This window comes from Paludibaculum fermentans (assembly GCF_015277775.1).
Classification (GTDB): domain Bacteria; phylum Acidobacteriota; class Terriglobia; order Bryobacterales; family Bryobacteraceae; genus Paludibaculum; species Paludibaculum fermentans.
The window spans coordinates 4,806,530-4,832,487 of sequence record NZ_CP063849.1; the positions used below are offsets into that span (position 1 = coordinate 4,806,530).

15 protein-coding genes are annotated in these 25,958 nt (G+C 62.2%); 12 read left to right on the forward strand and 3 right to left on the reverse strand.

Annotated elements, in window-relative coordinates; translation table 11 throughout:
- Positions 1-55: 55 nt before the first annotated feature.
- Complete coding sequence (locus IRI77_RS18820) at positions 56-3,067, reverse strand: TonB-dependent receptor (RefSeq protein ID WP_194446582.1); 3,012 nt, start codon at positions 3,065-3,067, stop codon at positions 56-58.
- A gap of 1,158 nt (positions 3,068-4,225) precedes the next feature.
- Here IRI77_RS18820 and IRI77_RS18825 point away from each other — a divergent pair.
- From IRI77_RS18825 to IRI77_RS18855, 7 genes are all read left to right on the forward strand, one after another.
- Complete coding sequence (locus tag IRI77_RS18825; protein ID WP_194446583.1) at positions 4,226-7,345, forward strand: TonB-dependent receptor; 3,120 nt, start codon at positions 4,226-4,228, stop codon at positions 7,343-7,345.
- A gap of 134 nt (positions 7,346-7,479) precedes the next feature.
- Entirely contained in the window at positions 7,480-9,570 is a 2,091-nt protein-coding gene (locus IRI77_RS18830; RefSeq protein WP_194446584.1) for a sensor histidine kinase, read from the forward strand.
- Positions 9,567-10,928, forward strand: coding sequence for a sigma-54-dependent transcriptional regulator (locus IRI77_RS18835; RefSeq protein WP_194446585.1), 1,362 nt, complete (start codon positions 9,567-9,569; stop codon positions 10,926-10,928). Before IRI77_RS18830 ends, IRI77_RS18835 begins: the two co-directional genes overlap by 4 nt.
- A gap of 163 nt (positions 10,929-11,091) precedes the next feature.
- Complete coding sequence (locus IRI77_RS18840) at positions 11,092-12,891, forward strand: hypothetical protein (protein ID WP_194446586.1); 1,800 nt, start codon at positions 11,092-11,094, stop codon at positions 12,889-12,891.
- A gap of 180 nt (positions 12,892-13,071) precedes the next feature.
- On the forward strand, positions 13,072-14,859 hold the full coding sequence (locus IRI77_RS18845) for a hypothetical protein (protein WP_194446587.1): 1,788 nt from the start codon (positions 13,072-13,074) through the stop codon (positions 14,857-14,859).
- A gap of 132 nt (positions 14,860-14,991) precedes the next feature.
- Entirely contained in the window at positions 14,992-16,548 is a 1,557-nt protein-coding gene (locus tag IRI77_RS18850) for a complex I subunit 4 family protein (protein ID WP_194446588.1), read from the forward strand.
- Positions 16,549-16,591: 43 nt separating this feature from the next.
- Complete coding sequence (locus IRI77_RS18855) at positions 16,592-17,263, forward strand: transposase (protein WP_194446589.1); 672 nt, start codon at positions 16,592-16,594, stop codon at positions 17,261-17,263.
- Here IRI77_RS18855 and IRI77_RS18860 read toward each other — a convergent pair.
- Positions 17,169-18,290, reverse strand: coding sequence for a radical SAM/SPASM domain-containing protein (locus tag IRI77_RS18860; RefSeq protein ID WP_194446590.1), 1,122 nt, complete (start codon positions 18,288-18,290; stop codon positions 17,169-17,171). The two genes, IRI77_RS18855 and IRI77_RS18860, sit on opposite strands and share 95 nt — an antisense overlap.
- A gap of 19 nt (positions 18,291-18,309) precedes the next feature.
- Positions 18,310-20,091 carry a hypothetical protein gene (locus IRI77_RS18865; protein ID WP_194446591.1) on the reverse strand — a complete coding sequence of 594 codons (1,782 nt, stop codon included), beginning with the start codon at positions 20,089-20,091 and terminating at the stop codon, positions 18,310-18,312.
- Between the two features lie 150 nt (positions 20,092-20,241).
- On the opposite strand from IRI77_RS18865, the gene IRI77_RS18870 reads away from it, so the two are divergent.
- From IRI77_RS18870 to IRI77_RS18890, 5 genes are all read left to right on the forward strand, one after another.
- A complete protein-coding gene (locus IRI77_RS18870) occupies positions 20,242-21,663 on the forward strand; it encodes a deoxyribodipyrimidine photo-lyase (protein ID WP_194446592.1) in 1,422 nt (473 codons plus the stop codon).
- A gap of 7 nt (positions 21,664-21,670) precedes the next feature.
- Complete coding sequence (locus tag IRI77_RS18875; protein WP_194446593.1) at positions 21,671-22,555, forward strand: TIGR01777 family oxidoreductase; 885 nt, start codon at positions 21,671-21,673, stop codon at positions 22,553-22,555.
- A 10-nt stretch (positions 22,556-22,565) separates the two neighbouring features.
- Positions 22,566-22,772, forward strand: a complete 207-nt coding sequence (locus tag IRI77_RS18880; protein ID WP_194446594.1) for a hypothetical protein — start codon at positions 22,566-22,568, stop codon at positions 22,770-22,772.
- Positions 22,773-22,939: 167 nt separating this feature from the next.
- Complete coding sequence (locus IRI77_RS18885) at positions 22,940-23,290, forward strand: PadR family transcriptional regulator (RefSeq protein ID WP_194446595.1); 351 nt, start codon at positions 22,940-22,942, stop codon at positions 23,288-23,290.
- Positions 23,291-23,294: 4 nt separating this feature from the next.
- Positions 23,295-25,922 carry an ABC transporter permease gene (locus tag IRI77_RS18890; protein WP_194446596.1) on the forward strand — a complete coding sequence of 876 codons (2,628 nt, stop codon included), beginning with the start codon at positions 23,295-23,297 and terminating at the stop codon, positions 25,920-25,922.
- Positions 25,923-25,958: the final 36 nt, after the last annotated feature.

The window sequence follows — 25,958 nt, forward strand, 5'->3', positions numbered from 1 at the left end:
AAGGCGGCGCCGGTGGGCGCCGCCTTTGCTTGAGTTGGTTGTGATTCCTGATCGGTTAGAAGAGGAAGGAAACCTGCAGACGCAACTGGCGAGGAGACTGGAAGCTGCTGGCCAAGCCGTACATCGGGTTGGTGCGCAGATCCTGAGACTTCATGAGTTGCAGGGCGTTGAAGCCCTTGAACACGTCCGCGTAGTTGTCAAAGCTGATCTGGCCGTCATTCTCGTGAAGGAGAGTCTTATTCTTGTCGGTCACGATCGAGCTGTTGAAGAGGTTGAAGACCGCGAGTTCGAAACGGGCCTTCAGCGCTTCATGACTCTTGAACGGAGTGATCTCGTGCATCAGGTTGACGTCAAAGTTGTAGAACACGGGCGTCCGGCCCAGGTCGCCGCGGCCGTAGGGGAACGCCGGGGTGGTGGACACAACGTTGACTTCGGTGGTGAGCGGGGTGCCGGAGTACACCTGAATGTTGGGAGCAAAAGTGGTGGAGCCAAACTTGCTCTTCGCATTGTAGGTGCCGAAGAACTTAAAGGTGTGGGGGCGATCAGTGGCGAGGCGGCCATAGGCGTACTTGCCGGACTGGTCGATACCAACCCAGGGCTGGTCGTAGTAGCGGTTCACGTTCGGGCTGGTGCGGCCGTTTTCGTCGGAGCTTGCCAGACCGCTATAGTTGCCGTACAACCGGCTCCAGGTATAGCTGGCCGTGAAGTTGTAGCTGCGGGCGAAACGCTTGTCGAGGCGGAACTCAACGGCGTCGTAGTCGCGCTGGGCTTTGGGCGAAGTCGGGATGCCGGGGCCCATCCAGCTGAGCCAGTTGGCGGCGCTGGCGGTAACGCCATAGCCGGGGTTGGCGATGAGGTAGGTTTCACCGTCGGCACCGATGTAGCCGGTGTCTTCGATGGTCCGGATGAGGCGGCGGTTGGTGTAACGGACGGCGCCGACGAGCATCGGGTTGAGGCTGTACTCAACGCCGAAGTCCATCATGCGCTGCTTCATCGGCTTCAGGTCGGGGTCGATCAGGTGGGCGCTGGGGTCGTTGGACGGAATGCGCCAATTCACGACTTCGAAGAGCTTGCCGGGCAGCTTGCGCGGATCGGCCGGGATGGCCGTATTGGTTCTGACAACATTCGGATCGTCGAGGGAGTAGTAGTACTCGAGCCACACGTCACCACCGAAGCTGCCGCGAGGCATTTCGTACTTCATGATGTCGTAGAAGTAGCCGAACGAACCGTAGACGCGCATCTTGCCGTCACCCTTGGGATCCCAGGAGGCGCCGACGCGAGGAGAGAACTTCTTGCCCCAGGAGAATTCGATGGGCGGAGCCGCGGTCGTCTGGCCGGCCACCGAGAAGCTCGGGAGGTATTCGCGCTCGGTGCGGATGCCGAGGTTCAGGGACAGGTGCTTGTTTACGCGCCAGTTGTCCTGGAAGAAGATGGCGTGGTTGGTGCTGGAGGCATCACCGTAGGTACCGATCTGGCGATAGCGATAGAAGCCGTAGGTACCGGTCTGGGAGCCCGAGCACTGGCTGGTGATACAGGGCCAGCTAAGACCCCAATAGTAGCGATAGTAGCCGTTGGCCCAGTCGCTGCGATTCACCGAATTGGAAAGGAGATTGGCCTGCCAGCCACCCTTGAGCGTGTGCTGACCACCCCAGTTAAAGGTGTAGGAAGCATCGGCGTTCAGGTTGGTACGCTTGTAGATGTCAAACAGGGTTTTGGACGTCGGGTTCTGAATGTAGCCATTCGGCGCCCGCAGGTCGGCCGGAGGAATGGTGGTCGACTGGCCCGAGTAATAGATGGACGTGAAGCTCGGCAGTCCGTAGGCAGTGTTGTTGTTGTTGTAGTTGTAGCCACCCCGGAAAGAGAGGATGAGCTTGCTATTAACAATGTAGTCAGCCTGACCGGAGATGACGTTGCCCGGGCTATAGTTGCCGAGACCGGAGTAGGGACTGGTAAAAGAGCTCGTGCCATCGGCGTTCGGAAGATTGCCGCGGCCGTAGCTGGGGTTCCAGATCCAGGTCGAGTTGAGCCGCAACTTGCCGAACGGCACTGCGTCCAACTTACCGATCGTGCTCTGATTGAACTCTTTGCGATGGTAGTTGCCCGTATTGCCATCATTGAAGACAACGTAGCGGTCGGTATTTGTGGTCGAGGGGCTGAAGCCGGCGAAGAAGAACAGGCGGTTCCTCAGGATCGGGCCCGCGAGGTTGAACGTCGGGTTCCAGGTGGTGAACTGGTCGACCTGTTTATCGCTGCGATTGAAGTAGCGGTAGGTGTCGTCGCTGCCACTCGTCGGATCGAGCTGAAGGACCGGACGCGGCCGGGCTTGCATGGCCGAGTTGTTGAAGTAGAAGCCAGCGTAGCCGTGAATGTCATTGGAGCCGCTGCGGAGCACGGCGTTCACGACGCCGCCCATGGCGCCACCGTACTGGGCTTCCATCACACCATTCTTGACCTGCACCTGCTGGATCATTTCCATCGGGATCTGATTCCGCTTGTCGAGGGTGCCATTTTGAACATTTCCAACTTCGAGGCCTTCGAGATAGAAGGTGTTCTCAGAACCGGAGGAACCGTCCACCTGATACCCACCGGTTTTGCCCTCGCTGCGGGCGCCGGGAGCAAGAGCCACGAGGCTGTCAAAGCCGCGGCCCTTGGGCAGGGTGTCAAAGAAGGTTCTGTCTACGACGACCGCCGACGAGCTGGAGTTCGTGTCAACAAGGACGGCGTCCGCGCTAACCACGACGCTTTCCGTCACTTGGCCGACTTCCATTTTGAAGTCGAGACGAGTGGAGCGACCGAGGTTCACGGGAACAGAGTTCTTCCTGACCGAGGAAAACCCTTGGGCCGTGCCGGTAACGACATAAATGCCAGCGGGAACCTGGCTGATCTGGAACTGGCCGGTGGAGTCCGAAGTTACGACGATGGGACGCGGAAGAGAGGGGCCGGTAACTTCGACCTTGGCGTTAGGAACTGCGGAGCCGGAGGCATCGATCACCTGACCGGCGATAGTGCCAGTGGTCTCCTGACCGACCGCGATGCCTGCCAGCAAGGTGACTAGAGCCAGGCACACGGTTAAGAGGCCTTTTGAGCCCCTGAAGCATTTGATTAGATTACTTAACACTGAAACCTCCCAAAATTAGGTTGATTGGCTACTCCCGAACGATTTCACCCCGCCGAGTCCAAATACCAACGTGGGCCTGGAACGAGACGGTGAGACTCTGCTGGAAGCGTCCGATCGGGACGGGGAGATTTGCATTGTAGTTGGGGCAGGGTGGCGGTTCGGCGCTCAGAATGGTCGGATCACAGCTAGTGTGAAGGGCCACCTGCAACCTGGTCGCAGGAGTTGCTCCAACTCGATTTCGAGCTCTTCGGACGGCTGGTAGACCCCCCGGAGAAGCTATCATCCAAAGCACTCCTAAACTCCCCAAACAGAGATCACACGTCAATGTGCTGATTGTAACATCACGAGTGCTTATCATGCCAACGAATTGAGCATACGCAGGTCTGATGTTCTTAACCGAGGGGCGCACTGGCCGGGATCTGCCGGGCCAGGGCCGTAACTTTGCAAGTGTAACGAAACAAAAGTAAACGAACTGCGCGGAGATACACTGCGACTTCGCCTTCACTTCGCTCCGATCGAACGATCTAGGCCTGAAAAACGTAGGCGATCTCACCAAAATTCTGATATTCACCTCTGTTTCCCCTGCTAGCAGAGCGCTCCGGGCCGGGCGGAGGCGCATCTGCATCGCGAGGAAGATTTCGCGACTGGACAAGCGCGCAGAGTTTCAACCAAACAACCTATCTTTTGAGCAATACGTAGCAATCTGTACATAATTGCCTCCGAGGGAAAACTTGTAACTTGAGTTCGGCCGCGAGCGGAGGGGGACAGCCAACGGAGTTTTGACGGTTGGCGCAGAGGGAGTGGCCGTGTCCGGCAGGTAACTCAAACACTTCAGGTTACTTACTCGAGTAGCATGCGTATCAACGGGAATTGCTCTAGTGGCAGCCACGGACTGCAGCGAACGAAATATGGTGGTGAAGATCCACACTGAGCAATGTACCTGATGTCGATAGAATTAATGCAATTGCTGCTATTTGTAAATTCTTCATTGACATACAGGGATCGGGTATTTTACGCTTGCAAAATCCTCCTCACCAAGGAGTGGGCTTTGAGGCATCGCGCAGCACCACTTAACCAGGGTGCTTAGCTTAGGAAAGGGAGATCTGTATGCTTAAGCGTAGTTTTGCGAAAGGGAAGGCGTGTGTCTTCCTGCTCGCAGTGCTGTTGGGGTTAACGGGCACCCTCTTCGCTCAGGAAAACTCGGGCCGGATCGACGGCACGGTGCTTGACGAGACGGGAGCCGCAGTGCCTGCCGCGAAACTGGTGGCTTCTTCGCCAATTTTGCCTAGGGACCTGGAAACGACATCGGACGGAGCCGGGAATTTTGCGTTCCCCAGCCTGCCGCCCGGGGTTTACTCGATCACAATCACAAAAACCGGCTTCACTACATCCAAGCAGGTGAACATCCGAGTCACCCTCGGAGCGAAGATCACGCTGAGCCCGAAACTGGGTGTCGGCACTGTTTCCCAGACCGTGGAAGTCACGGAAACGGCGATCTCGCTGGATGTGACCAGCAGCCGTACCTCAACCAACATCACTTCTGACCAAGTCGTTGAGCTGCCCAAGTCGCGCAACTTCAATAGCCTTCTTGCCATGGCTCCGGGCGTGCGCCTGGAATCCAAGTCTGGTTCCGCCGGTGTCGGCGGCATTTCAGTTGACGGCGCCAGCGGCTCCGAGAACGTCTTCATTTTGGACGGCGTCGAAGTCAGCAACACGCTGAACGGTTCCCTGGGCGGTTCCGCCAACATCCCGTTCGAGTTCCTGCGCGAAGTGCAGGTAAAGAGCGGCGGGTTTGAATCCGAGTATGGTGGTGCGACGGGCGGCGTGGTCAACCTGGCCACCAAGAGCGGTAGCAATGCCTACCATGGAGAACTCGACTATCAGTTCACCAGCAACCAGCTCAACCCGCGGCCGCGCGGTGCGTGGCAGAATTCCCCCCTCAATGCCGACGTGGCCGATTTCTTTGCTCCAACCGAAGACACCTATCGCAAACAGTATCCCGGCTTCACCTTTGGTGGCCCGATCCTGAAGGACCGGATCTATTTCTTCGTGGGCTACATGCCGGAGTTCATCCGGAACATGCGAACGAATCACTATGACGCTGCCTCCAACCCTGTGACCGCGAACAAGGCACTCGGCACGCGTCAATACAACCAGGAGCAGATCCAGCACTACTCGATCGCCCGCGTTGACTACTCGGCGACTTCAAAGCTGAACATCAACACCTCCTGGCTGTGGTCGCCCTACCGCCTGTCGGGGACTTTGCCCTCGACCGACATCCGCCGCGCTCCTCCGTCAAACGACCTCACAGTGACGGGCGGCTGGGCCCCGACGCAGGCTTACACGGCTTCGGCGACCTACACGGTCACCCCGAAGTTCCTGATCACCGCCCGCTACGGGTACAAGTACGAGAACGCCAAGTCGTCTAACTACGGTCTGCCCGGCGTTCCGTATTACACCTACCAGACGGCGTCGGCTTCCTCGCCTGTGCCGGTGCCCGCCAGCGTGGCCGGTTCAAACGGCTTCTCGAGTTCGAGTTCGACGCTGGCCACGGCGCGCGACATTACCACTCGCAACAACGTGTATGTCGACGCCACGAAGATCTTTGAAGCCAAGGGCCAGCACTCCGTCAAATTTGGTTTCGCCCTGAACCGCCAGTCGAACGACGTGGCGACCGACTACACCAATGGCCGTTTCAATATCTACTGGGGTGACAAGTACACCCGCGGCAGCATCAATCAGGCGACCGGCACCTACGGCTACTACACCTGGGAAGACGGCGTCCGCCTGAACTCCAACGTGAATGGCCGCAATATGGGCATCTATGTACAGGATGCATGGCGCATTCATTCCCGCGTGACCATCAACCTGGGCGTGCGCATGGAGAACGAGTTCCTGCCTCCGTACAAGAAGGAACAGGCTGGCGTGAAGATTGCCAACCCGATCTCCTTCGGCTGGGGCGACAAAGTGGCGCCCCGCATCGGCGTCGCATGGGACGTGCGCGGCGACGGCAAGTGGAAGCTGAGCGGCGGTTACGCCTCTGTGTTCGACGTGATGAAGTTCAACCTGGCTCGCGGCTCGTTCGGCGGCGAGTATTGGTTCACTTACGTCTACCAGCTGAACGATCCGAATGTGCAGAACCTATCGAAGGCTAATCCTGGTGTGCTCGGCACCAAGATCATCAGCTATGACAACCGCACCTTGCCGATTAACTCCTCCGGCGTCATCGACGGCAACGACCCGAACATGAAGCCGTACCAGACCAAAGAATACTACCTGAACCTCGATCACCAACTCAGTGACAAGGTAGTGGGTGGGATTCGTTACACCCGCAAGCGCCTGATCAATTCGATCGACGACATCGGTGTGCTGGATGCGGAAGACAACGAAGTTTACCTGATCGGCAACCCGGGTCGCGGCCTGACGCGCGACACCAGTTCCGTCTACGGGCAGAAGACCCCGAACGGCAAGGAATTCCTGGTTCCGCAGGCGACTCGAGACTACGACGGTGTGGAGTTCAGCGTGCGCGGCCGAGTGGCGCGCAGCATCCAACTGAATGCTTCCTACACCTTCAGCCGGCTGTACGGCAACTACGCCGGCCTGGCGAACTCGGATGAAAACGGCCGCTCGAACCCGAACAACGACCGCGCGTTCGATCTGCCGTACTATTACTTTGACGCCAGTGGCAGCCAGCAGAATGTCTTCGGACGCCTGGCCACCGACCGTCCGCACACCTTCAAGTTGTTCACCAGCTATGACCTGAAGACCCGCGCGGGCAGCACGATCATCGGCCTGAGCCAGTACGCCTACAGCGGCACGCCGCTGTCGACGTCGGTCATCTACCAGTCGGCTCCGACCTATCCTAACGGCCGCGGCGATCTGGGACGGACCCCGTTCTTCACGCAGACCGATATTCAGGTGTCGCACGAGATCTCGCTGAACGAGCGGGCTCGCTTGCGCCTGGAAGCGAATGCGATCAACTTGTTCAATCAGGCGGCCGTGACCAATACCCAGCAGCAGATCAACCGTTCCGGCGCGATCAGCGCGGCGGAACTGCCGCTGTCGAAGTTCTTCAGCGGCTACAAGCTGAGCGACTACGCCAACCCGCAGAACATCAACAAGCTGACCGGTGCCTCATCCGGCACCCGGTACAGCCCGATCTTCGGCCTGCCTCTCACCTATCAAAGCCCGAGAGAGCTCCGCCTGGGTCTGCGCTTCATCTTCTAGATAAGCGTTTCCAGTCAGCGCGGCTTAGTCCGCAACAAACCGGCTTCCCTCCCAACGGACGGAAGCCGGTTTTGTTTGAGCGGGGCGCGGAGATTTGAGGGAACTCAGCAAGTCTGAAATGGCAGAATAAGCACATGAGACAGCGGGTACGGTTCGGCGCCGGATTGGTGGTGCTCTCCATCCTGATCTACCTCGTCGTCCTGCAGGGATCGTTCACCGTGGGCGACTACGGTCCGTCGACTCCGGAACAGACCTATGTGTTCTGGGGCCTGTCGACCCTCACGTTCCTGCTGACGGTGCTGCTGGCGTTCATGCTGTTCCGCGACGCGGTGAAACTGTACTTCGCGCGGCGGGCCGGAGTGGAAGGTTCCCGCATCCGGACCAAGATGCTGGTGGGGGCACTCAGCCTGACGTTCCTGCCGACGATCTTCCTGGTCCTGTGGAGCGTCTCCGTCCTCAACCGCAATCTCGACAAATGGTTCAGCCGGCCGGCCGAGATCATGAAGCTGAACATGCAGGAGATCAGCGCGGTGGTCGACCGGGAGGCGAACGGGCGGCTGCAGGCTTCAGCGCGCTGGGTGGCGGACAGTGAAGACCTGCGCTCGTTTCTGAAGACCGGGCACGTGCCGGCGGAGTTTTTCACGTCGGTCTGCGACCTGGCGGGCGCCGATCGGGCGTATGTCCATCGCGCGGACGGCGGCCAGATCTCCATCTGCCAGAGCAACCCCGACCCCAAAGCCGGACAACCGGAGAAGGGCGGGCCGGTGAAGGCCACGGCTCCGATCGATGGGGTGGGAGAGGTGGTGATCGAGGCGCGCCTGCCGCTCGACCTCGTGCAACGCAAGAAGGAGATGGACCAGCAGGTGAGCGACTACGACCGGCTGGCGTCGGGCCGCAAAGAGACCCGCCGGTTCTATCTGCAACTTCTGGTACTGATCACGATCTTTATCCTATTTATAGCGGTGTGGGTGGCACTGTTTCTGGCGCGACAGATTTCGTCTCCGGTGGCGGCCTTGCTGGAGGCGGCGCGCGCCGTGCGCGGCGGGAATCTGTCATATCGCGTAAAGGTAGAAGCAACAGACGAACTGGCTTCGCTGGTGCGCGCCTTCAACGAGATGACTCAGGACCTGCAGGCCAACCAGGACGAACTGGAGCGGCGGCGAAGGTTCATTGAGGCGGTGCTGCAGAGCATCCCGACGGGTGTCTTCTCGCTGACGCATGACGGCACCGTGCAACTGGTGAATGGCGCGTTGTCGCGTATCTTTCCGGACGGCCGGGTACAGCCAGGGCGCAAGCTGGTGGATTTGATGCCGCGGGACCGGCAGGAGGAGTTCTCCCGGCTGTTGAAGCGGGCACGCCGCACGGGGACAGCCGACCGGCAGGTGGAGATCCGTACGGAAGACGGAGTCCGCCATTTCTCAGTGACGGCCGCCGCGCTGGAGGCGAGCGTCACCAGCGGCTTTGTTGTGGTGGTCGAGGATACCAGCGAACTGATGCGGGCGCAGCGGGCGGCGGCCTGGCACGAAGTGGCGCGGCGGATCGCGCACGAGTTGAAGAACCCGCTGACCCCGATCGCATTGAGTTCCGAGCGGATCCTGCGGCAGTTGGACAAGACCGCGGCGCCGCCGGAAGTGCGGCGGATCGTCACGGAATGCTGCGCCACCATCGGCCGCGAGGTGGAGAGCGTCAAGACGCTGGTGGATGAGTTTGCGCGGTTTGCCCGATTCCCCGCGGCGCATCCGGCTCCGGCTGACCTGAACGCGGTGGTGGAGGAAGGATTGGCCGTCTTCCACGGCCGGCTGGAGGATATCTCCATCCATGTGTCGCTGTCATCCCTGCTGCCCATGGTGGCGTTGGACCGCGACCAGTTCAAACGCGTGATCGTGAATCTGGTGGACAATGCGGCGGAGGCCATGGCGGAGTCGCCGCTGCGCCACCTGTTCATTGAGACGCATGCGGTCTCGCCGGAACTGGTCGAACTGATGATCGCCGACACCGGTTGCGGCATCACGACGGACGATAAGGAGAAGCTGTTCCTGCCCTACTTCAGCACCAAACAGCGAGGCACCGGGCTGGGACTGGCAATTGTCAGCCACATTGTGGCCGAGCATCATGCGCGGATTCGCGTGGAGGACAACAATCCGGTGGGAGCACGCTTTATCATCGAAATACCGGCCATCGCGTCCGCTGAGTTTGACGCCCGGCCGGTAGAGGTGCGTGCATGAAGCCCACCCAGGTGCTGATTGTCGACGACGAGCCGGGCATCCGCGAGTCGCTCAAGGGTGTTTTGGAGGACGAGGGATTTGAGGTCCAGGCGGTGCCGACTGGAGAGATGGCCGTCGAAGAGATCCTGAATGGCGCCTACGAGGCGGTGCTGCTGGACGTGTGGCTGCCGGGCATGGACGGCCTGGAAGTTTTGAAGCAGGTGAAGGGCGCGGGCCATGCGGCGCTGCCGGCCATCATCATGATCTCCGGCCACGGGAGCATTGAGTCGGCCGTCCGGGCCACGAAGCTGGGCGCCTTCGATTTCCTGGAAAAGCCCCTCACCATCGAGAAGGTGATGGTGGTGCTGAATAACGCGCTGGAGCAGCGGCGTATGCAACTGCAACTGCGCGAGATCAAGGACACCAGCCGCAGCCGCCTGCGCATCTTCGGCGAGAGCGTTCCGATGAAGGCGCTGCGCCAGCAGATCCTACTGATGGCGGCGACGAACGGGCGGGTCCTTATTTATGGGGAAAGCGGGACGGGCAAGGAACTGGTGGCGCATGCGATCCACGCCGAGAGCGCGCGGGCCGATCAGCCGTTTGTCGAGCTGAACTGCGCGGCGATCCCGGAGGAACTGATCGAGAGCGAGCTCTTCGGCCACCGCAAGGGCAGCATCGCCGGGATGGATGGCGACAAGATCGGCAAGCTGGAGAAGGCCGACGGCGGCACGCTGTTCCTGGACGAAGTGGGCGACATGAGCCTGAAGACCCAGGCGAAGGTGATGCGGGTGCTGGACGAGCAGCGCTTTGAGCCGGTTGGTTCGGCCGAGCAGATCCAGGTGGATGTCCGCCTGATCGCCGCCACTAACAAGAACCTGGAAGAAGAGATCGAGCGGGGCAATTTCCGCGAGGATCTGTTTTACCGCCTCAACGTCATTCCGTTTGAGGTCCCGCCGCTGCGGGAGCGGGTGGAGGATATTCCGCTGTTGGCCGAGCATTTTCTGAATGAGTTCACTTCGGCTTATGGCCGCAAGGGGAAAGAACTGACGGTGGAGGCGTACAAGGCGCTGTCGGAGTACTCCTGGCCTGGAAATGTGCGGGAATTGAAGAACCTGATGGAGCGCATCGTGATCATGTATCCGCAGGTACGGATCGATGCACGACACATTCCCCTGCCCGTCGCGCGCCGTGTGGCGCCCAAGCCTTCCGATCGGACCGCGAGCCTGCTGGAAGTCAGGCAGGCGGCCGAGCGGGACTACATCCTCAAGAAGCTGGACGATTCGAGCGGGAACGTCAGCCGGACCGCCGAACTGCTGGGGCTGGAGCGCAGCAACCTATATAAGAAGATGCGGGCCCTGGGTATTGCTCCGCGCGAGTAAGCATCCGATCCGGGTGGAATCGACACCAAACTATCAGTTTTCACTTGAAAGCACCGGCCATTCTGCTTAGCCTTGGATGGGGATCGGAGGAGAGCAACCTCCGAAAGGGAATATCTGTGAGCGGCGGGTCTGCCTTGGGGGGCTTGGCCCGGTGGAGGAACAATTGGTCAAATCCATTCTTATCTGCGCGGCAAGTGTCTTCATTCTTGCGAACCTGGCCGGAGCCCATCCGCTGGTGGCCAGTCCGAATGGTGTGCTGAGCCTGGCGACGACGGATCACCGCGGCGTCCTGGCGCGCGGTTCGGTATTCGTGGTGACGGGCGTCGAATTGGCGAACGGCGCTGCCGTCAGCGCTGAAGTACCTTATCCACAGGAACTTAACGGTGTGTCGGTGGCGATTGTGTCGGCCGATGGAGCCGTGGCTGCCCTGGCCTACATGGTGTCCACAGCGGAGACGCGACTGGTGGCCATTGTGCCGTCTTTCCTGCCCGCGGGCGACTACGTAGTGACGGTGACGAACAACGGAGAGTCCAGCGAGGGCACGGCGGTGAAGGTGGCGGACGCGAGTTTCGGGCTGGTGACGAACACCGGCTCCGCCGGCGGCGGAGTGTCGGGGCGGATTCTGAAGGAGGGCGTGGAACCCTCGGCGCTGACGTTCGTCAACAGCGCGCTGCCGGGCTCCACCCTGGAACTGGATGCGACCGGACTGGGTCCGCTCGAAACGCCGGACAACGAATTTCCCGTGGAGGCGAATTGGCGGGAAGGGGTGGTCGTGGTGTTGGGCGGAGTGGAGATTCCCGTCTCCTACATCGGCCGCAACCCCTTGAAACCAGGCTACGACAAGGTGGTGTTCAGCCTGCCCTCGGATGTCACCCTGGCGGGGTGCCTGACCATGTTCCAGTTGAAACTGGGCGACACGGTGAGTATTCAGTACTCCCTGCCGCTGGCGGCGATACCGGCCGAGGCCGCTCCGGCAGAGTCGGGTGCGGTGTCAGGCGAGGTGGAAGCGCCTCCGGTGGCGCCTTCGGGAGCAGTGTGCCGCGGCCTGGCCGGGGTTTCGCTGAACGGCCTGCAGACCCTGTCACAAGGCGGGACGCTGATCGGCGGCGGCATGACGCTGAACCGGGTGACGTCCACTGTGCGCTCGGGTGCGATCACCTATACGCAGACCAGCGATTTCTTTAGCGGCGGTTTCGTGCAGTGGACGGCGGAGCAGTTTCTGGACAATCTGGCGCGGGGCCAATTCCAACTGGCCGGCCGGGACGCCAACGGCTGCGTGGTTTGGGATGTCCCGGTGACCTCGGGCGGAGTTTATGTTGACGCGGGCGATGGCCTGGCACTCAACGGACCGGCCTGGAATGTGGCTGTGCCCAGGAATGTCGCGGATCCGAACATCTATAACGTGACGCTGAACTCGGTGCTCACCGGGCTGCCCACGCCGGTGATCACGCCGTCGCTGGGTTTGAACCTGGTGGGCGGGCACTACGAGTTGTCGGGACAAGGGGGCTCGGTGGTCGGTCCATTTTCGGTCGGGCTCGACGTCAGCGATGCGTTCACCTGGACCAATCAGGGTGCGTTCACGGACAAGTTGGATCGCACAAAAGACCTTGTATTCACCTGGACCGGCGGGCAACCGGGCGACATGATCGTCGCTAGCGGGTACGCGCATGGGCCAGCGCCGGAGGACTCGGCGAAGCTGGTTACGCGCGCCTTCTCCTGCTACACGACGGCGGATCAAGGCAAGGTGACGCTGGCGGCGAGCCAGTTGCAGAAGCTGCCGGTCATTGCCGCGATCAAGTACACCGATCCCAGCGGCGCGTGGATGGCCAACATCTCGCTGGCGCACTCCAATCCTGACAATACGGGGTTCTTTTCAGCTCCGTTGGTGAACGGCGGAACCACGGAGTCGGCCGGATTCCGCTTTGGGTACTCGTATGCGGTGGGGCCGTTGACGATCCCCTAAATCTGTGGCGTGATGTACACATCCGTTTCACATCAAGTCACTATCTTTCAATTACATACATTCCTCCTTGCGCAACGGGGTTGTTTTCTCTAATCTTGATTGAAGACTTTCGGAGACAGGCCCGGATGGCGTCCCGTTCCGGGTCTGAGTTTGCCCTTCCGTTGTTCGTTTAGGAGGAATATGAACAGAGCAGTATTTTTCGTACTGGCTACCAGTGTGTGCGCCGGTTTGGCCCTGGCCAAGCCGCAAATCAACGCAAAGAATGGGGTTCGCACACTCGCTGCGACTGCCGCCCCGGGTGTGCTGGCGCGTGGATCGGTCTTTGCCATCGTTGGTCAGGCGTTGGCTCCGGTGGATCCCATCACCTTTGACGTGCCCTATCCGCAGGATGCCGGCGGGTTGACCGTCGCCCTGACGACGGCCGATGATGCCGCCACGGTCCAGGCCTACATCCTCTCCGTCGCGCAGGGGAAAATTGTCGCGCTGGTGCCGTCCGCCACGCCTGCCGGCGATTACAAAGTCACGGTCACCTACAACGGGGAGACGAGTGATCCCTATCCGGTCAAGGTGGCCGACCAGAATTTCGGATTGATCACGGCCGCCGGACTGGTCAAGGGCCAGGCTTCCGGCCGAGTGCTGGTGCCCGATACGGGTGCGGTCGCGGTGAGCTACACCAAGCCCATCACGCCGGGCGCGGCGGTTGAGTTCGACGCCACCGGGTGGGGCCCCATCGACACCGCAGACAACGATTATCCGGCTGGCGGCTCCGTCATCGGCGATGCAGTCATCGTCATGGCGGGCCAGGAGATCCCCATCACCTACCTGGGCCGGAATCGGGCGCATCCGGGCTATGATCTCGTGCAGTTCACGCTGCCCACCGAGAACGTACCCACCGGCTGCGATGTCGAGTTCCAGATCAAGTACTGGGGCACAACTTCGTCCAGTTTCACGATGCCCCTGGTCGCCTCGGCTGACGCGGCGTGCACCAACCCGATGGGCGTGTCGCCGGCCTCCCTGGATCAACTGGTGAACGGCGGCTCGATCGTATTCGGAGGCTTCACCCTCACCCGGCAGTCGATTTCCGCAACAGTCCAGGGCATCTCGGTGGATACGACTACTGAGGCGGTGGCCGGCGGGTTTGAGAGTTACAACGCCGAAGCGTTCGCTCTTTACGCCTCGCAGAACTTCATGCAGCAGTATCTGGTGAATCCGGACAACGGCTGCTACCTGTTCACCACCACCGACGCTGACCCCTCGGTTAGTGGTCCGTCCGCAGTCGCGGTGGACGCCGGCGATAAGCTGACCCTGACGGGTCCCGGCCTCACCAAGGATGTACCGCGCGTCGAAGGCAATACCTACATGCTGTCGCTGAGCACCTCGACCAGCTTCGGCGGCGGCGGCATCCCTGGAATCCCCAGCATCCCGGGCCTGCCCAGCATTCCCGGCCTGCCGGGTACGGGCGCGAGTGCGAATATTCTCGTGGCCGGCCAGTATAAGCTCACGGGGACAGGCGGCACGGTGGTGGGGCCGTTCGAAGCCACGACGAGCATGACTTCGCCGATCACCTGGACCAACAAGGACGCGATCACGGCGGTGACTCGCGCGAACAGCCTGAGCATCCTGTGGTCGGGTGGAACCGACACGGATCTTGTTGAAGTGACGGGGCTTTCCCGCGGTCCAGCGCCTGAGGACAGCAGCAAGGTGGTCAACCGGGTGTTCACCTGCTGGGCCAAGGGCTCCGTGCATCAGATCGTGGTGCCCGCCTCGATCCTGCAACAGATGCCGGTGGCAAACGGTGTCGGTATCAGCGGCGATCCTTCGCAGGTGACGCTGGGCTCGCTGTCGGTGCAGCAGGTGAATCAGCCCGTCAACGGACTGTTCACGGCTCCGCTGGTGGCGGGCGGCAACACCGAGCCGGGTGCCTTTGCCTGGCTGGTGGGCTGGACGAAGACGCTCAACTATCAATAACCGTACATCCAGGTCTGAATTCACAACGGGCGGGACTCACCAGGTCCCGCCCTTTCCTTTCAGTGAATTCAGATACAATTCTCCATTTCTGTCCCATCTGGGATAGAATGGCTGCTTGGCCGGACGGTCGCTATGGATCACCTGCTCTCGCTAGTTCTGTGCATCCCCCTGTTGGGACTGATTCCTCTCTTTTTCCTGCCTTCTTCGAACCCGAAGTTGATCAAGCTGTGGGCCAACTTCGTCTTCCTTGTCGGATTTCTCGCCACGTTACCACTCTGGTTCCAGTTCGATTGGCGGGCAGATTACCAGTTTGTCGAGAAGGTTCCGTGGATCAAGTCCATCGGGGCGTATTGGAACCTGGGCGTCGACGGGTACGCGATGCTGCTGGTGATTCTGACAGCGCTTATCGGGTTCCTTTCGGTGCTGTGCTCTTGGAGCGCGATCAACGACCGGCTGAAGGAGTACTACGGCTGGTTTATGATGCTCCAGTTCGGCATGCTGGGCGTCTTTGCGGCGCGCGACTTCCTTTTGTTCTTCGTCTTCTGGGAACTCACCCTGATCCCGATGTACTTCATCATCGCGATCTGGGGCGGGCAGCGGCGCGGCTACGCCAGCATCAAGTTCGTGATTTACACGCTGGCCGGCTCGGTGCTGATGCTGCTGGGCATTCTGGCCTTCTACTGGCAGCAGTATGTTCAGTTCCACCGCCTGACTTTCGACATGTCGGCGCTGCTGGAAACGAAGATGCCGCCGGAGATGGCCTGGTGGGTCTTCTGGGCATTCTTCCTTGGTTTCGCGGTCAAAGTTCCAATGTGGCCGCTGCATACCTGGTTGCCTGACGCGCATACGGAGGCACCGACGGCCGGATCCGTCATCCTGGCGGGCATCCTGCTGAAGATGGGCACGTACGGCTTCATCCGATTCTCCCTCCCGATGCTGCCCGAGACCGCGCGCGATCCGAAGGTGCTGGGCATTGTGGTAGCGCTCTCGATCATCGCCATCATCTACGGCGCGCTGGTAAGCCTGATGCAGAAGGACTGGAAGAAACTGGTGGCGTACTCATCGGTGAGCCACATGGGCTTCTGCACACTGGGTATCTTCGCCCTGAATCCGGCGGGCATCGCCGGTTCGATCATCCAGCAGATCAATCACGGCGTGTCCACCGGCATGCTCTTCCTGATTGTCGGCGTGGTATACGAGCGGCGGCATACGCGCGAGATCGCGGAGTATGGCGGACTGTTCCGGGTGATGCCGATATTCACCTTTATCTTCCTGATTGCGGCGCTGAGCTCCATGGGCCTGCCGCCCATGAACGGCTTTATCGGCGAAATCACGATCATCAAGGGCGCGTTCGAGATGTCGTTCTGGTGGGCCCTGGCTTGCGGCATCGGTATCGCCCTGGGTGCGGCCTACCTGCTGTGGTTGTTCCAGCGGACGATGCTGGGTGAGTTGAAGAACGAGAAGAACAAGCACCTCAAGGATCTGAATTGGCGCGAAATCGCCTACTTCACTCCGCTGCTGATCCTGGTGTTCTGGATCGGCCTGGGACCGCGGCCTTTCTTCCGCGTGATCAGCCGGTCAGTGGCGAACGTGGTGGAGCGGGTCCGGCCGGGCTACTACTTCGACCACAACATGTACAATCCGTTGCTGCCGCAGGAAGTCCAGATCGACAAGCATCCGGACTTCTAAAACATTTTCGAGATTTTTGTCCTCGACGGGCAACTAGCTGAGTATGCACCGTCAAGCCGAAGTCCGGCCCCTGCCTTGCCCGCAGCTCGTCACGCAGGCCGCGTTGGAGCATCGCACTCTTTTCCGTGGCGACCGCGACCGGTTCGTTTACCTGGCGCTGGTCCGGCGGGCGGTTCAGCGGTTCTCGTGGAGCGTGCTGGGCTACTGCCTGCTGCCGGAACGAACCCACCTGGTATTGAGCGCGCCTGATGCCCAGGATCTTCACAGCGGCATCCGATGGCTGCGCCGCAGTTTCTCCAGCTATCTGCGCGAGGACCGCGGCGACCGCCGCAGGCTGTGGCACGGCGGCTATGGAGTGCAGGCACTGGCGGGGCAACTGGTGTGGCCGGCGCTGGCATGTATCGAACTGGAACCACAGAGGACGGGGCTCGCCGAGGATGCGTGTGAGTATGCCTGGTCGAGCGGGCCGGCGCATCTGGCCTCACAGCGGCCGTATGTCGCGCTGGACGACAGCGAGTGGCGTCCCAACTTTGGGCCGCAGCGCTGGCGCGAATACCTGGAGGGGGCCCCGGGCGATTTCGAGTATTGGCGCATGCTGCGTTGGACGGTGACGACGGACTTCATTCCGGCCGGGCGGAGTCAGAAGACTTGCGAGGTTGAGGCGGGCCAATCTGAACCAGCGGTGTGGCAGACGAGTCTGAGCTTTGGCGATTGACCGGCACTGGCTTGGGCGGATTCAACCAGCGGGCCGGTAATTTAGCGAGGTAGACCAGGCGTTCCACCAGCGGCAGCAGCGTGCGGACCGTTCGGCCGTGGAACAGCAGGCTACCGGCCACCAGGAACGGATGCGGGATGGTGGTGCAGCAGCGGGCGCAGATGCCGATCTCGCCGGCGCGGCCGTCCAGATGGAGCCGCCGCATGCGCTGCATCTCGGCTCCGTCGAAGATCTCCTCCAGGGAGGACTGCGTCACGTTGCCGACGGGTGCGCCGTCCAGCATGTAGCTTTGGCAGCACGGGTAGGCATCGCCGTTGTGCTTGATGTACATGGGTCCGCGCCAGAGGTAGTGGCAGGGATGAGTCCATTCGGCTGCGCCGTGGCCGGCATCGGGGCGCATCAGGTTGGTTTCGTCTTCCTTGACGCGAATGAGGTCGACGCCCGGCACGCCGCGCCAGAACTTCGTGAAGTCCTCCACCTCGTGGCGGTTGCCGTCCATGCGGACCATTTGCACCACCACCTGGAGCTTCGACTTGCGCTCGTGCTTCATGCGGCAGAAGTTCAGGAAGTTGTCGCGCACGCGCTCAAACTTGGCGCCCTTGCGGTAGAACTCAAAGGTCCCTTTGCTGTAGCCGTCGAAGCTGAGCGTAATGTGTTCGAGAGGGGTGTCGAGCAGGCGAGCAGCGGCCTTTTCGTCGAGCAGGGTGCCGTTGGTGGAGATGAGCGACGAGACGCCGTGCTGATCGCAGAACTGAATGCGGTCGAAGATCTTGCGGTCGAGGAATGGTTCACCCAGGCCGATGAGCATCATGTGCTCGCCGGTCTTCGACGTCTGGCGGACCAGGGTTTCGAAGACCGCATCGGTCATATCTTCCTTGGGCTGGGGGTGGGTCTCGCGGGGGCACATCGGGCAGTAGATGTTGCACTTCGCCGTGGTTTCGACGATGTACTCCACGGGCAAAGCGCGCAGCCGGGTCCGGCCGCGCGCATAGCCCCACAACAATTTGGCTCGGTTCCAGGCTCTCACCTAGTCCCATTCTAGCGGTTTACTGGAAATTGACGCTCTTCTGGCCGCCATAGGTGTAGCCGATCTGGCCGTACTCGGTCTCGCCTCCGCCCACCAGCGGCGCCTTGAAGCGGCCGTTCGGCGGGGTGTTGCTCTGCAGGACCGAAAGGAGGCCCATGCTGTCCTCAGTCCCGCCGGTGACGGGCATGAGTTGCAGGATATCGGCACCGACGGTGAGCCCGCCGGCATTGGCCGGGGCCTGGCAGGTGAAGAGACGGCCAAGCGCCTTCGGAGCGCCGGGCACGGGTCCAATCGCCAGGCCGGTGACGGTGACGACATCGGCCGCGGGGCCGGGCGTCCAGGAAACCTGCAGCGGATTGCCGCGATCGATGTCGTTGATGGACGCCTTATTGGTCCAGGTGATGGGCGCGCCCAGGTCGATGGTCGCAGTGAAGGCATCGATGGCAACGCCGCCGGTGCCACTCAGGGTGTAGGTGCCCGGGGTGAGTTCCGGCGCGACGACGGGGAAGTTGCCACGGCGCTGGCCGGCCTGCTTGACAGCCGCGGACTTCGCCTGCCGGATCATGTTCTGCGCCTTGGCTTCCAGGCTGAACATGCCGGGGAGCACGGGGATGCTGCTGCCGAGGTCGCCGGTGTAGATGATGGTGGGCTGGCGTTCCAGTTGGAACTGCGCCCCGCCCTGGCCGTCAAACTTGAGGATCTCACCGGCATCGAGGCCGGAGGCTTCGGCGGTTTCGTAGTCGTCCGAGGTGCCTTCGAGGGTCACGACTGAGCAGCCATTCAGGTTCTGGACGGTGCCGTTGAGAAACGCCAGGCCCGACTCGAGTTCGTAGCTGCTGTAGGCGTAGAATGCACCGCTGGCGGCGCGGGTGTGGAATTCGATGGACTCGCCGCCGAAGTCGAACTCCGTGGCGCTGTCGGTGATCTCGAAGCCGGGTACGACCACCTGCCGGCCTTCGTCGATGGCCTGGATCGCTTCCGGGGTCAGGGCACCGCCGGCGTCGCAGATGGACTGGTCGGCGGCGGCGATGGAGAGGAACGCGGCGTTGCTCAGCTGGTCGCCGGCGCGCAGCGAGACGGGCACATAGCAGCCGAGTTTGAGGCCCTCCTCGGGCAGATCGACCAGGATCTGGTCGTAACCGGTCTTGCCGGGATAGCGGCCCGCGTAGCGGACAGGAAGGGCCACTCCGCCGACGATGAGTTCAGCGCCTTCGAGCAAGGGCTGTTCCACGGCCGGATCGCCGTCGGAGGTATTGATGGGACCGAAGCCGGAGGCCAGGATGCTGAGGGTGGCGCCCGGGTGCGCGGGTGCGGTCATCCGGAGGCGCTGCGGGGCGGTATCGGGCCGCAGGATGTCGGTGGCCGCCAGCGCGCCATTCAGACTGGTGGTGGTGACGATTCCGAGGACCTGATCGGCGACATTGACCTCGATCTCAGCGCTGGTTCCGGCGCTGGTTTGCACGCGTACGGTGGAGGCTCCGGCTTCCGTCGCGGAGGGGACGATGCCGTGAATCTCGAAGGCGCCGACCTGCGAGAGGAAGGCCTGGACCTCGGTCCCGCTGGCTTTGTTCTTGAGGATCACCTTGACGCCGTCGATCTCCGCCGGGTAGGGCAGTTCTGCTTTCACTGCGTCGAGGGGACCGAGGTTGTCGCCCACGATGCGGAAAGCGGAACCACGAGCCAGGCCCGCCGCCGAGGCGGTCGGCGCGGCCGGACGGATGCTCTTTTTCCCGATCACCGGTTGACCGAACAAGGTGGATACCCCGATGAGGGCACACCACGCCCATGCTGTTCTACTCATGCTGAATCTCCTTAAGATGGCGCGGGTCTTGTTCTTTCGTCAGTGGCCCGCTGTGAAAAGACGCGCAAGCCCGGCGTGAAAAGGATCTAGCATGGATGTAACAAACACGTTTTTATTCCTGCGCGTGCTTTTTTGTCATCCAGAGAGTGAGTGGCAGTCACGACGAAACTTGAACAGCGGGTGCGGACGCTCAATGCCGCGCCGGTCCGGCCCAGCGCGGAGCATGTCCTCTACTGGTCCCAGATGAACCGGCGCGTGGACTCGAATCACGCCCTGGCCTGGGCCATCCAGCGCGCGAATGAGCTAAAGCTGCCAGTCCTTTGCTATGAGGGACTGACCTGCACCTACAAAATGGCGAACGACCGCCTGCACACCTTCCTGCTCGAAGGGGTGCCGGAGATGGCGCGGCGCCTGGGCCGGCTCGGCATCGGCTATTGCTTCTATCCGCGGCGGCGGCGCGAAGATCCAAACGACGTGCTGTACCGGCTGGCCCGGAAGGCCGCGTGCGTGGTGACGGACGACTACCCGACGTTCATCGCGGCCGGGCACAATGCCACGGTGCCGGCGAAGCTGGACGTTTCGTTCAGCGCGGTGGATTCGAGCTGCGTGGTGCCGATGAATGTGCTGGAGAAGCGCGAGTATGCCGCGTATACCATCCGGCCCAAGATCACCCGGCTGCTGCCGGAGTATCTGGAACCGTGTACGGTCACAAAGCCGCAGCGCGCCTGGACTGGAACTGCTCCGGAATGGCACGTGCCGTTGACCGCGGAAGAGATTCCAGCCCTGGTAGCGTCGTGCGAGATCGATCACTCGGTGGCGCCATCCATTTCCTATATGGGCGGCCGGCTGGCCGCTGAGAAGCTGCTGCAGCACTTCCTTAAGAACAATCTGCGGCGCTATGCGCGGGAGCGGAATGAACCCGCCGCGCATGCCACATCCGACATGAGCCCGTATCTGCACTTTGGGCAGATCTCGTCACTGGAGATTGCGCTGGCGGCGGCGGAGTATGCGCAGGAGCACGATCTCATTGCCTCGGAGTTTCTAGAGGAACTGATCGTGCGGCGCGAACTGGCGTTCAACTACGCCCGGCATGTGGAGAATCCAGGCTCACTCGACAATCTGCCCGACTGGGTGAAGACCACGCTGGGGAAGCATGCGGCGGATCCGCGGTCGCCCTCCTACACGCTGGAAGAGTTTGAGCGCGCCGAGACGCATGACGCGCTGTGGAACGCCTGCCAGACCGAGATGCTGCTGCGGGGGAAGATCCACGGCTACTACCGCATGTACTGGGGCAAGAAGATCATTGAGTGGTCGCCCACCTGCCAGGACGCGCTGGAGACGATGATCCACATCCACGACCGCTATGCGCTGGACGGGCGGGACCCCAATACGTATACGAACATCCTGTGGTGTTTCGGGCTGCACGACCGGCCCTGGCAGGAGCGGCCGATTTTCGGCATGATCCGGTATATGAACCTGGAAGGGATGAAGCGCAAGACGGGTGTCGACGCCTATCTGCGCGAGATCGGCCATTTGCAGCAGACAGGGAAGGACCCGTTCCGGGTTCGATGAGACCGCTATGAAGATGACACTGACTGGGGCAACCGGATTTCTCGGCAGCGCGTTGACGGCGCAGTTGCGGACGGACGGGCACGAACTGCGAATCCTGAGCCGGAATCCACGGGGCCGCCCGGGCTATTTCGCCTGGGATCCGGTGGCCGGCCAGCCTCCGGAAGCGAGCCTGGCGGGCGCCGACGCCGTCATCCACCTGGCGGGTGAACCGGTGGCGCAGCGCTGGAGCCCGGCGGTGAAGGCAGCGATCCGCAGCAGCCGTGTAGACGGAACCCGGCATCTGGTGGAGGCCCTGACAACCCTTTCGCCGCGTCCCCAGGTGCTGGTGTGCGCATCGGCAACGGGGTATTACGGCGATCGTGGAGCGGAGGTGCTGACCGAGCAGTCGAAGCCGGGCCGGGGCTTCCTGCCGGATACGTGCAAAGAGTGGGAGGCGACGGCGGATCTGGCCCGGGCGCTGGGGATTCGGGTGGTCAAACTACGGACGGGCGTGGTGTTGGGCCGCGGCGGAGGAGCGCTGGCAAAAATGCTGCCGCCGTTCCGGATGGGCGTCGGCGGGCCGTTGGCTGGGGGCGGGCAGTGGATGTCGTGGATTCACGTCCAGGACATGGTGCGCCTGATCGGCTGGGCGGTGTCGAACCAGGGCGTGGCCGGTCCGGTGAACTGTGTTACCCCCAATCCTATTACGAATAAAGACTTTACGCGGATCCTGGCGGCGGGACTACACCGGCCGGCGTTCTTCCCGGTGCCCGGATTCGCCCTGAAGCTGCTGTATGGGGAGATGGCGTCGGTGCTGACGGAGAGCCAGAGGGTGATTCCCCAGGCCGCCCTGGACCTCGGATTCCAGTTTCAGAGGCCGGAACTAGGCGAAGCGTTGTCTGATTTGCTATAGTGAAGTGGTCATGTCGATCCCGAATGTCCGCCGTTTTCGCATCACCGGCCCCACGGGCCAGGAAGCAACCCTGATGGCTGTCCTGCCGAAGGGTGCGGACGTAGACCAGTACCTTGCCGATGCCTCCAAGCGCTTCGATTGGAAAGCCTGGGAAGATATGCAGCAGAAGCAGTTCAAGGTCCGCGTCGGTCAGCAGAAACAGAAGAAGGCGAAGTAACTTCCCTCTTCTACAACCGAATTCGCGAGAAGGGCAGGTCCGGCGACCTGCCCTTTTTGTGTTGCCCGCCCGCCTGTCCCGCCTTTCCTTCGCTCCTGTAACAATTCACGGCCTCTTCCACTTTCATTCTTGACCTGCGAGTGGTCTGCCCGCATTCTACAGATAGAATGTCTACAGTAGACGATCCACGGGAACCGCTCGAGTTCCTCCAGGGCACCCTGGAAGTCCTGATCCTGCGCAGCCTCCAGGCAGGCCCCAACCACGCTTACGGCATCTCGCAATTCCTGGAACAGCAGTCGGGCCGTGAGTTTGTCGTCGATAACGGCTCACTCTACCCGGCCTTGCAGCGCCTGCTGCAGCGCGGCTGGCTGGCCGCCGAGTGGAAGGTATCGCCCAACGCGCGGCGGGCACGTTACTACACGCTCACGCCTGGCGGGCGCGAGCAACTGATCCGCGAGAGCTCGAAGTGGCAGCGCTTCGTCGAAGCAATGACCCGCGTATTGAATCCGGAGGCCTGAACTTATGCGCGAATGGTGGTCCCGCCTGAAAGGCTGGCTGACGGGCCGTGGAGCGATCTCCGGTGACCTGGCCGAGGAGATCCAGGCTCACCTGGAGATGGATGCGGCCGACCGCGAGGAACGCGGCTTGAGCCCGGAAGAGGCGCGCCGGGCGGCGCAGCGCCACTTCGGGAATCCGGTCCGGGTAGCCGAGAAGGCGCGCGACACCTGGGGCTTCCCTGCCCTGGAGAGCCTGCTGCAGGACATCCGCTATGCGTTGCGGGCCATGCGGAAGACGCCGGCGCTGACCCTGGTGATCGTTCTGACGCTGGCCCTGGGGATCGGAGCGAATACGGCGATCTTCAGCGTTCTCAATACGGTAGTCCTGAAGCCGCTGCCTTATCCGGCGGGCGAGCGGCTGGTCTGGCTGGGCGAGTCCACCGGCAAGGCAAACGGGATCAGCGTCACCTGGGTGAACTACCAGAACTGGCTGCGCGGGAATCACACGCTGGAGCACATGGCCGCCTTCCGGGGCGACCACATGACCCTCACCGGCGGGCGCGAGGCATTGACGCTGCGCGGCATGGCGGTGACCAGCCACTACTTCACGATGCTGGGGCTGCGGCCGGTGCTGGGGCGGTTCTGGACGGAATCGGACGACCGGCCCGGGGCGAATCCGGTGATCGTCCTGAACCACCGCTTCTGGGCGGAGAAGCTGGGCGGGGATCCGGGCATCGCGGGCAAGGCGCTGACGTTGGACGGGCAGATGTACGAGGTTTCGGGCGTTGCCGCGCCATTCTGGGCTCCAAACACAGCGGACTATTACGTCGCCCTGGGCGCGCGGGAGGGCTCGACCACCGACCGTTCCAAACACGGCTCCATCCGCGCCTTGGCGCGCCTGAAACCGGGAGTCACACTGGCCGAGTCGCGGGCGGACCTGGACGCGATCATGACCCACCTGGCCGAGGCCGAACCAGGTCCTGAGAACGAACACCGCAGTTTTGGCAGGTTCTACGCGGAACAGACCACTGGCGAGATGCGGGGCACGCTGATGATCCTGATGGCCGCGGCGGTGTTGGTGCTGTTGATCGCCTGCGCCAACGTGGCGAGCCTGCTGCTGGCGCGGAATACCGCGCGGAGCGGTGAACTGGCGATCCGGACCGCGATCGGCGCGGGCCGCGGCCGGCTCATCCGGCAGTTGCTGACCGAGAATCTGGTGCTGGCCGTGTGCGGAGGAATGGGTGGAGTGCTGCTGGCGGGCTGGGCGCTACGGCTGTTGATTCTGACTGCGCCGCCCGGCATCCCGCGCATTGCGGAGGTCACGCTGGACCTGCCGGTGCTGCTGTTTGCGTCGGCCATCACACTGGGGACGGGGCTGCTGGCCGGGCTGGCGCCCGTGTTTACGGCCGGTCGCGTGGATCTGACCACTGCGTTAAAGGACTCGGTGCGATCCTCCGGCGGCAAGCGCAGGCAGGCGTTGCGGAGCGCGCTGGTGGTTGCGGAGATTGCGTTGACCCTTGTGCTAGCCTTCGGCTCCGGCCTGCTGCTGAGAAGCCTTTCCGCGGCCCAGGACGCCAATCCCGGCTTCGACGCAGGGCAAATCACGTCCCTGGAGCTACTGCTGCCGCCGGCGACGTACGCGGACAGCCAAGCTCGCGAGAACTTTTACGCGGCGCTGATGGAACGGTTGCGGACGATCCCGGGCGTGACCGGGGTGAGCGCGGTTCATTGTCCGCCCGGCGCGGGCGATTGCGGCGACTGGTTTTACTCGATCCCGGGGCGGCCGGCGCCGGCGCGCAACGAGGTTCCGATTGCACTGTTCAATACGGCGATGCCAGGGTACTTCGAGACGATGCGTGTGCCGCTCCGGCAGGGCCGGGCGTTTACCGCCAACGACACCCGCACGGGTCCGAAGGTGGCCATCGTGAACGAGACATTCGCCCGGACGTGGTGGCCCGGCGAATCCGCCGTCGGGCGCCAGATCAAGGTAGGGGGGCCGTACATGGAGGGCCCGCTGTTCGAGATCGTAGGGGTGGTGGGCGACATCCGCCAGAGCGGCCTGGACAGCCAGCCGCAGCCGGAGATCTTCCAGCCCTTTGCGCAGCAGACAGATGGCGCCATGGCGGTGATGGTGCGCGCCGGCGGGGATCCGGCTCTCGTTGCACCGGCGATCCGCGCGCGAGTGGCCGAATTGGACCGCAATTTGCCGGTGCAGCGCCTGGCGCCCCTGACGGAGACTTTGCGGGACGGGCTCGTCCGCCGCCGGTTCATCACGGTACTGCTGGGTCTTTTCGCGGCCCTGGCGCTCACGCTGGCGGCGGTGGGGATCTATGGACTGCTGAACTACTGGGTGAATGTGCGGGAGCCGGAGATCGCCATCCGCCTGGCGCTGGGCGCGACACCGTCACGGATCCTGGGCTGGACCGGCGCCCACGCGCTCCGCCTGGCACTGGCGGGCATCGGCTTGGGCTGTGCGGCGAGTTGGATGGCTGCGCGAGGCCTGGAGGATCTGGTCTTCGGGATCACGGCACAGAATCCGGTCACCCTGCTGGCAGCGGGGGTGGCCGTCACCGGGACAGCCATTGCCGCGACGGCGCTGCCGGCCTGGAGGGCATCGAGAGTGGACGCCGCCAAGCGCCTGCACTCGGTATGACGCAGCCCACTTCAATCGCGCGGGGAGAGCATGTTA

What these genes read in the sequence shown, in the direction of transcription:
- IRI77_RS18890 (WP_194446596.1), top strand. Translation starts at nt 23,295, where the DNA reads ATGCGCGAATGGTGGTCCCGCCTGAAAGGCTGGCTGACGGGCCGTGGA.
- IRI77_RS18830 (WP_194446584.1), top strand. Translation starts at nt 7,480, where the DNA reads ATGAGACAGCGGGTACGGTTCGGCGCCGGATTGGTGGTGCTCTCCATC.
- IRI77_RS18825 (WP_194446583.1), top strand. Translation starts at nt 4,226, where the DNA reads ATGCTTAAGCGTAGTTTTGCGAAAGGGAAGGCGTGTGTCTTCCTGCTC.
- IRI77_RS18850 (WP_194446588.1), top strand. Translation starts at nt 14,992, where the DNA reads ATGGATCACCTGCTCTCGCTAGTTCTGTGCATCCCCCTGTTGGGACTG.
- IRI77_RS18875 (WP_194446593.1), top strand. Translation starts at nt 21,671, where the DNA reads ATGAAGATGACACTGACTGGGGCAACCGGATTTCTCGGCAGCGCGTTG.
- IRI77_RS18865 (WP_194446591.1), bottom strand. Translation starts at nt 20,091, where the DNA reads ATGAGTAGAACAGCATGGGCGTGGTGTGCCCTCATCGGGGTATCCACC.
- IRI77_RS18845 (WP_194446587.1), top strand. Translation starts at nt 13,072, where the DNA reads ATGAACAGAGCAGTATTTTTCGTACTGGCTACCAGTGTGTGCGCCGGT.
- IRI77_RS18880 (WP_194446594.1), top strand. Translation starts at nt 22,566, where the DNA reads ATGTCGATCCCGAATGTCCGCCGTTTTCGCATCACCGGCCCCACGGGC.
- IRI77_RS18835 (WP_194446585.1), top strand. Translation starts at nt 9,567, where the DNA reads ATGAAGCCCACCCAGGTGCTGATTGTCGACGACGAGCCGGGCATCCGC.
- IRI77_RS18855 (WP_194446589.1), top strand. Translation starts at nt 16,592, where the DNA reads ATGCACCGTCAAGCCGAAGTCCGGCCCCTGCCTTGCCCGCAGCTCGTC.
- IRI77_RS18885 (WP_194446595.1), top strand. Translation starts at nt 22,940, where the DNA reads ATGTCTACAGTAGACGATCCACGGGAACCGCTCGAGTTCCTCCAGGGC.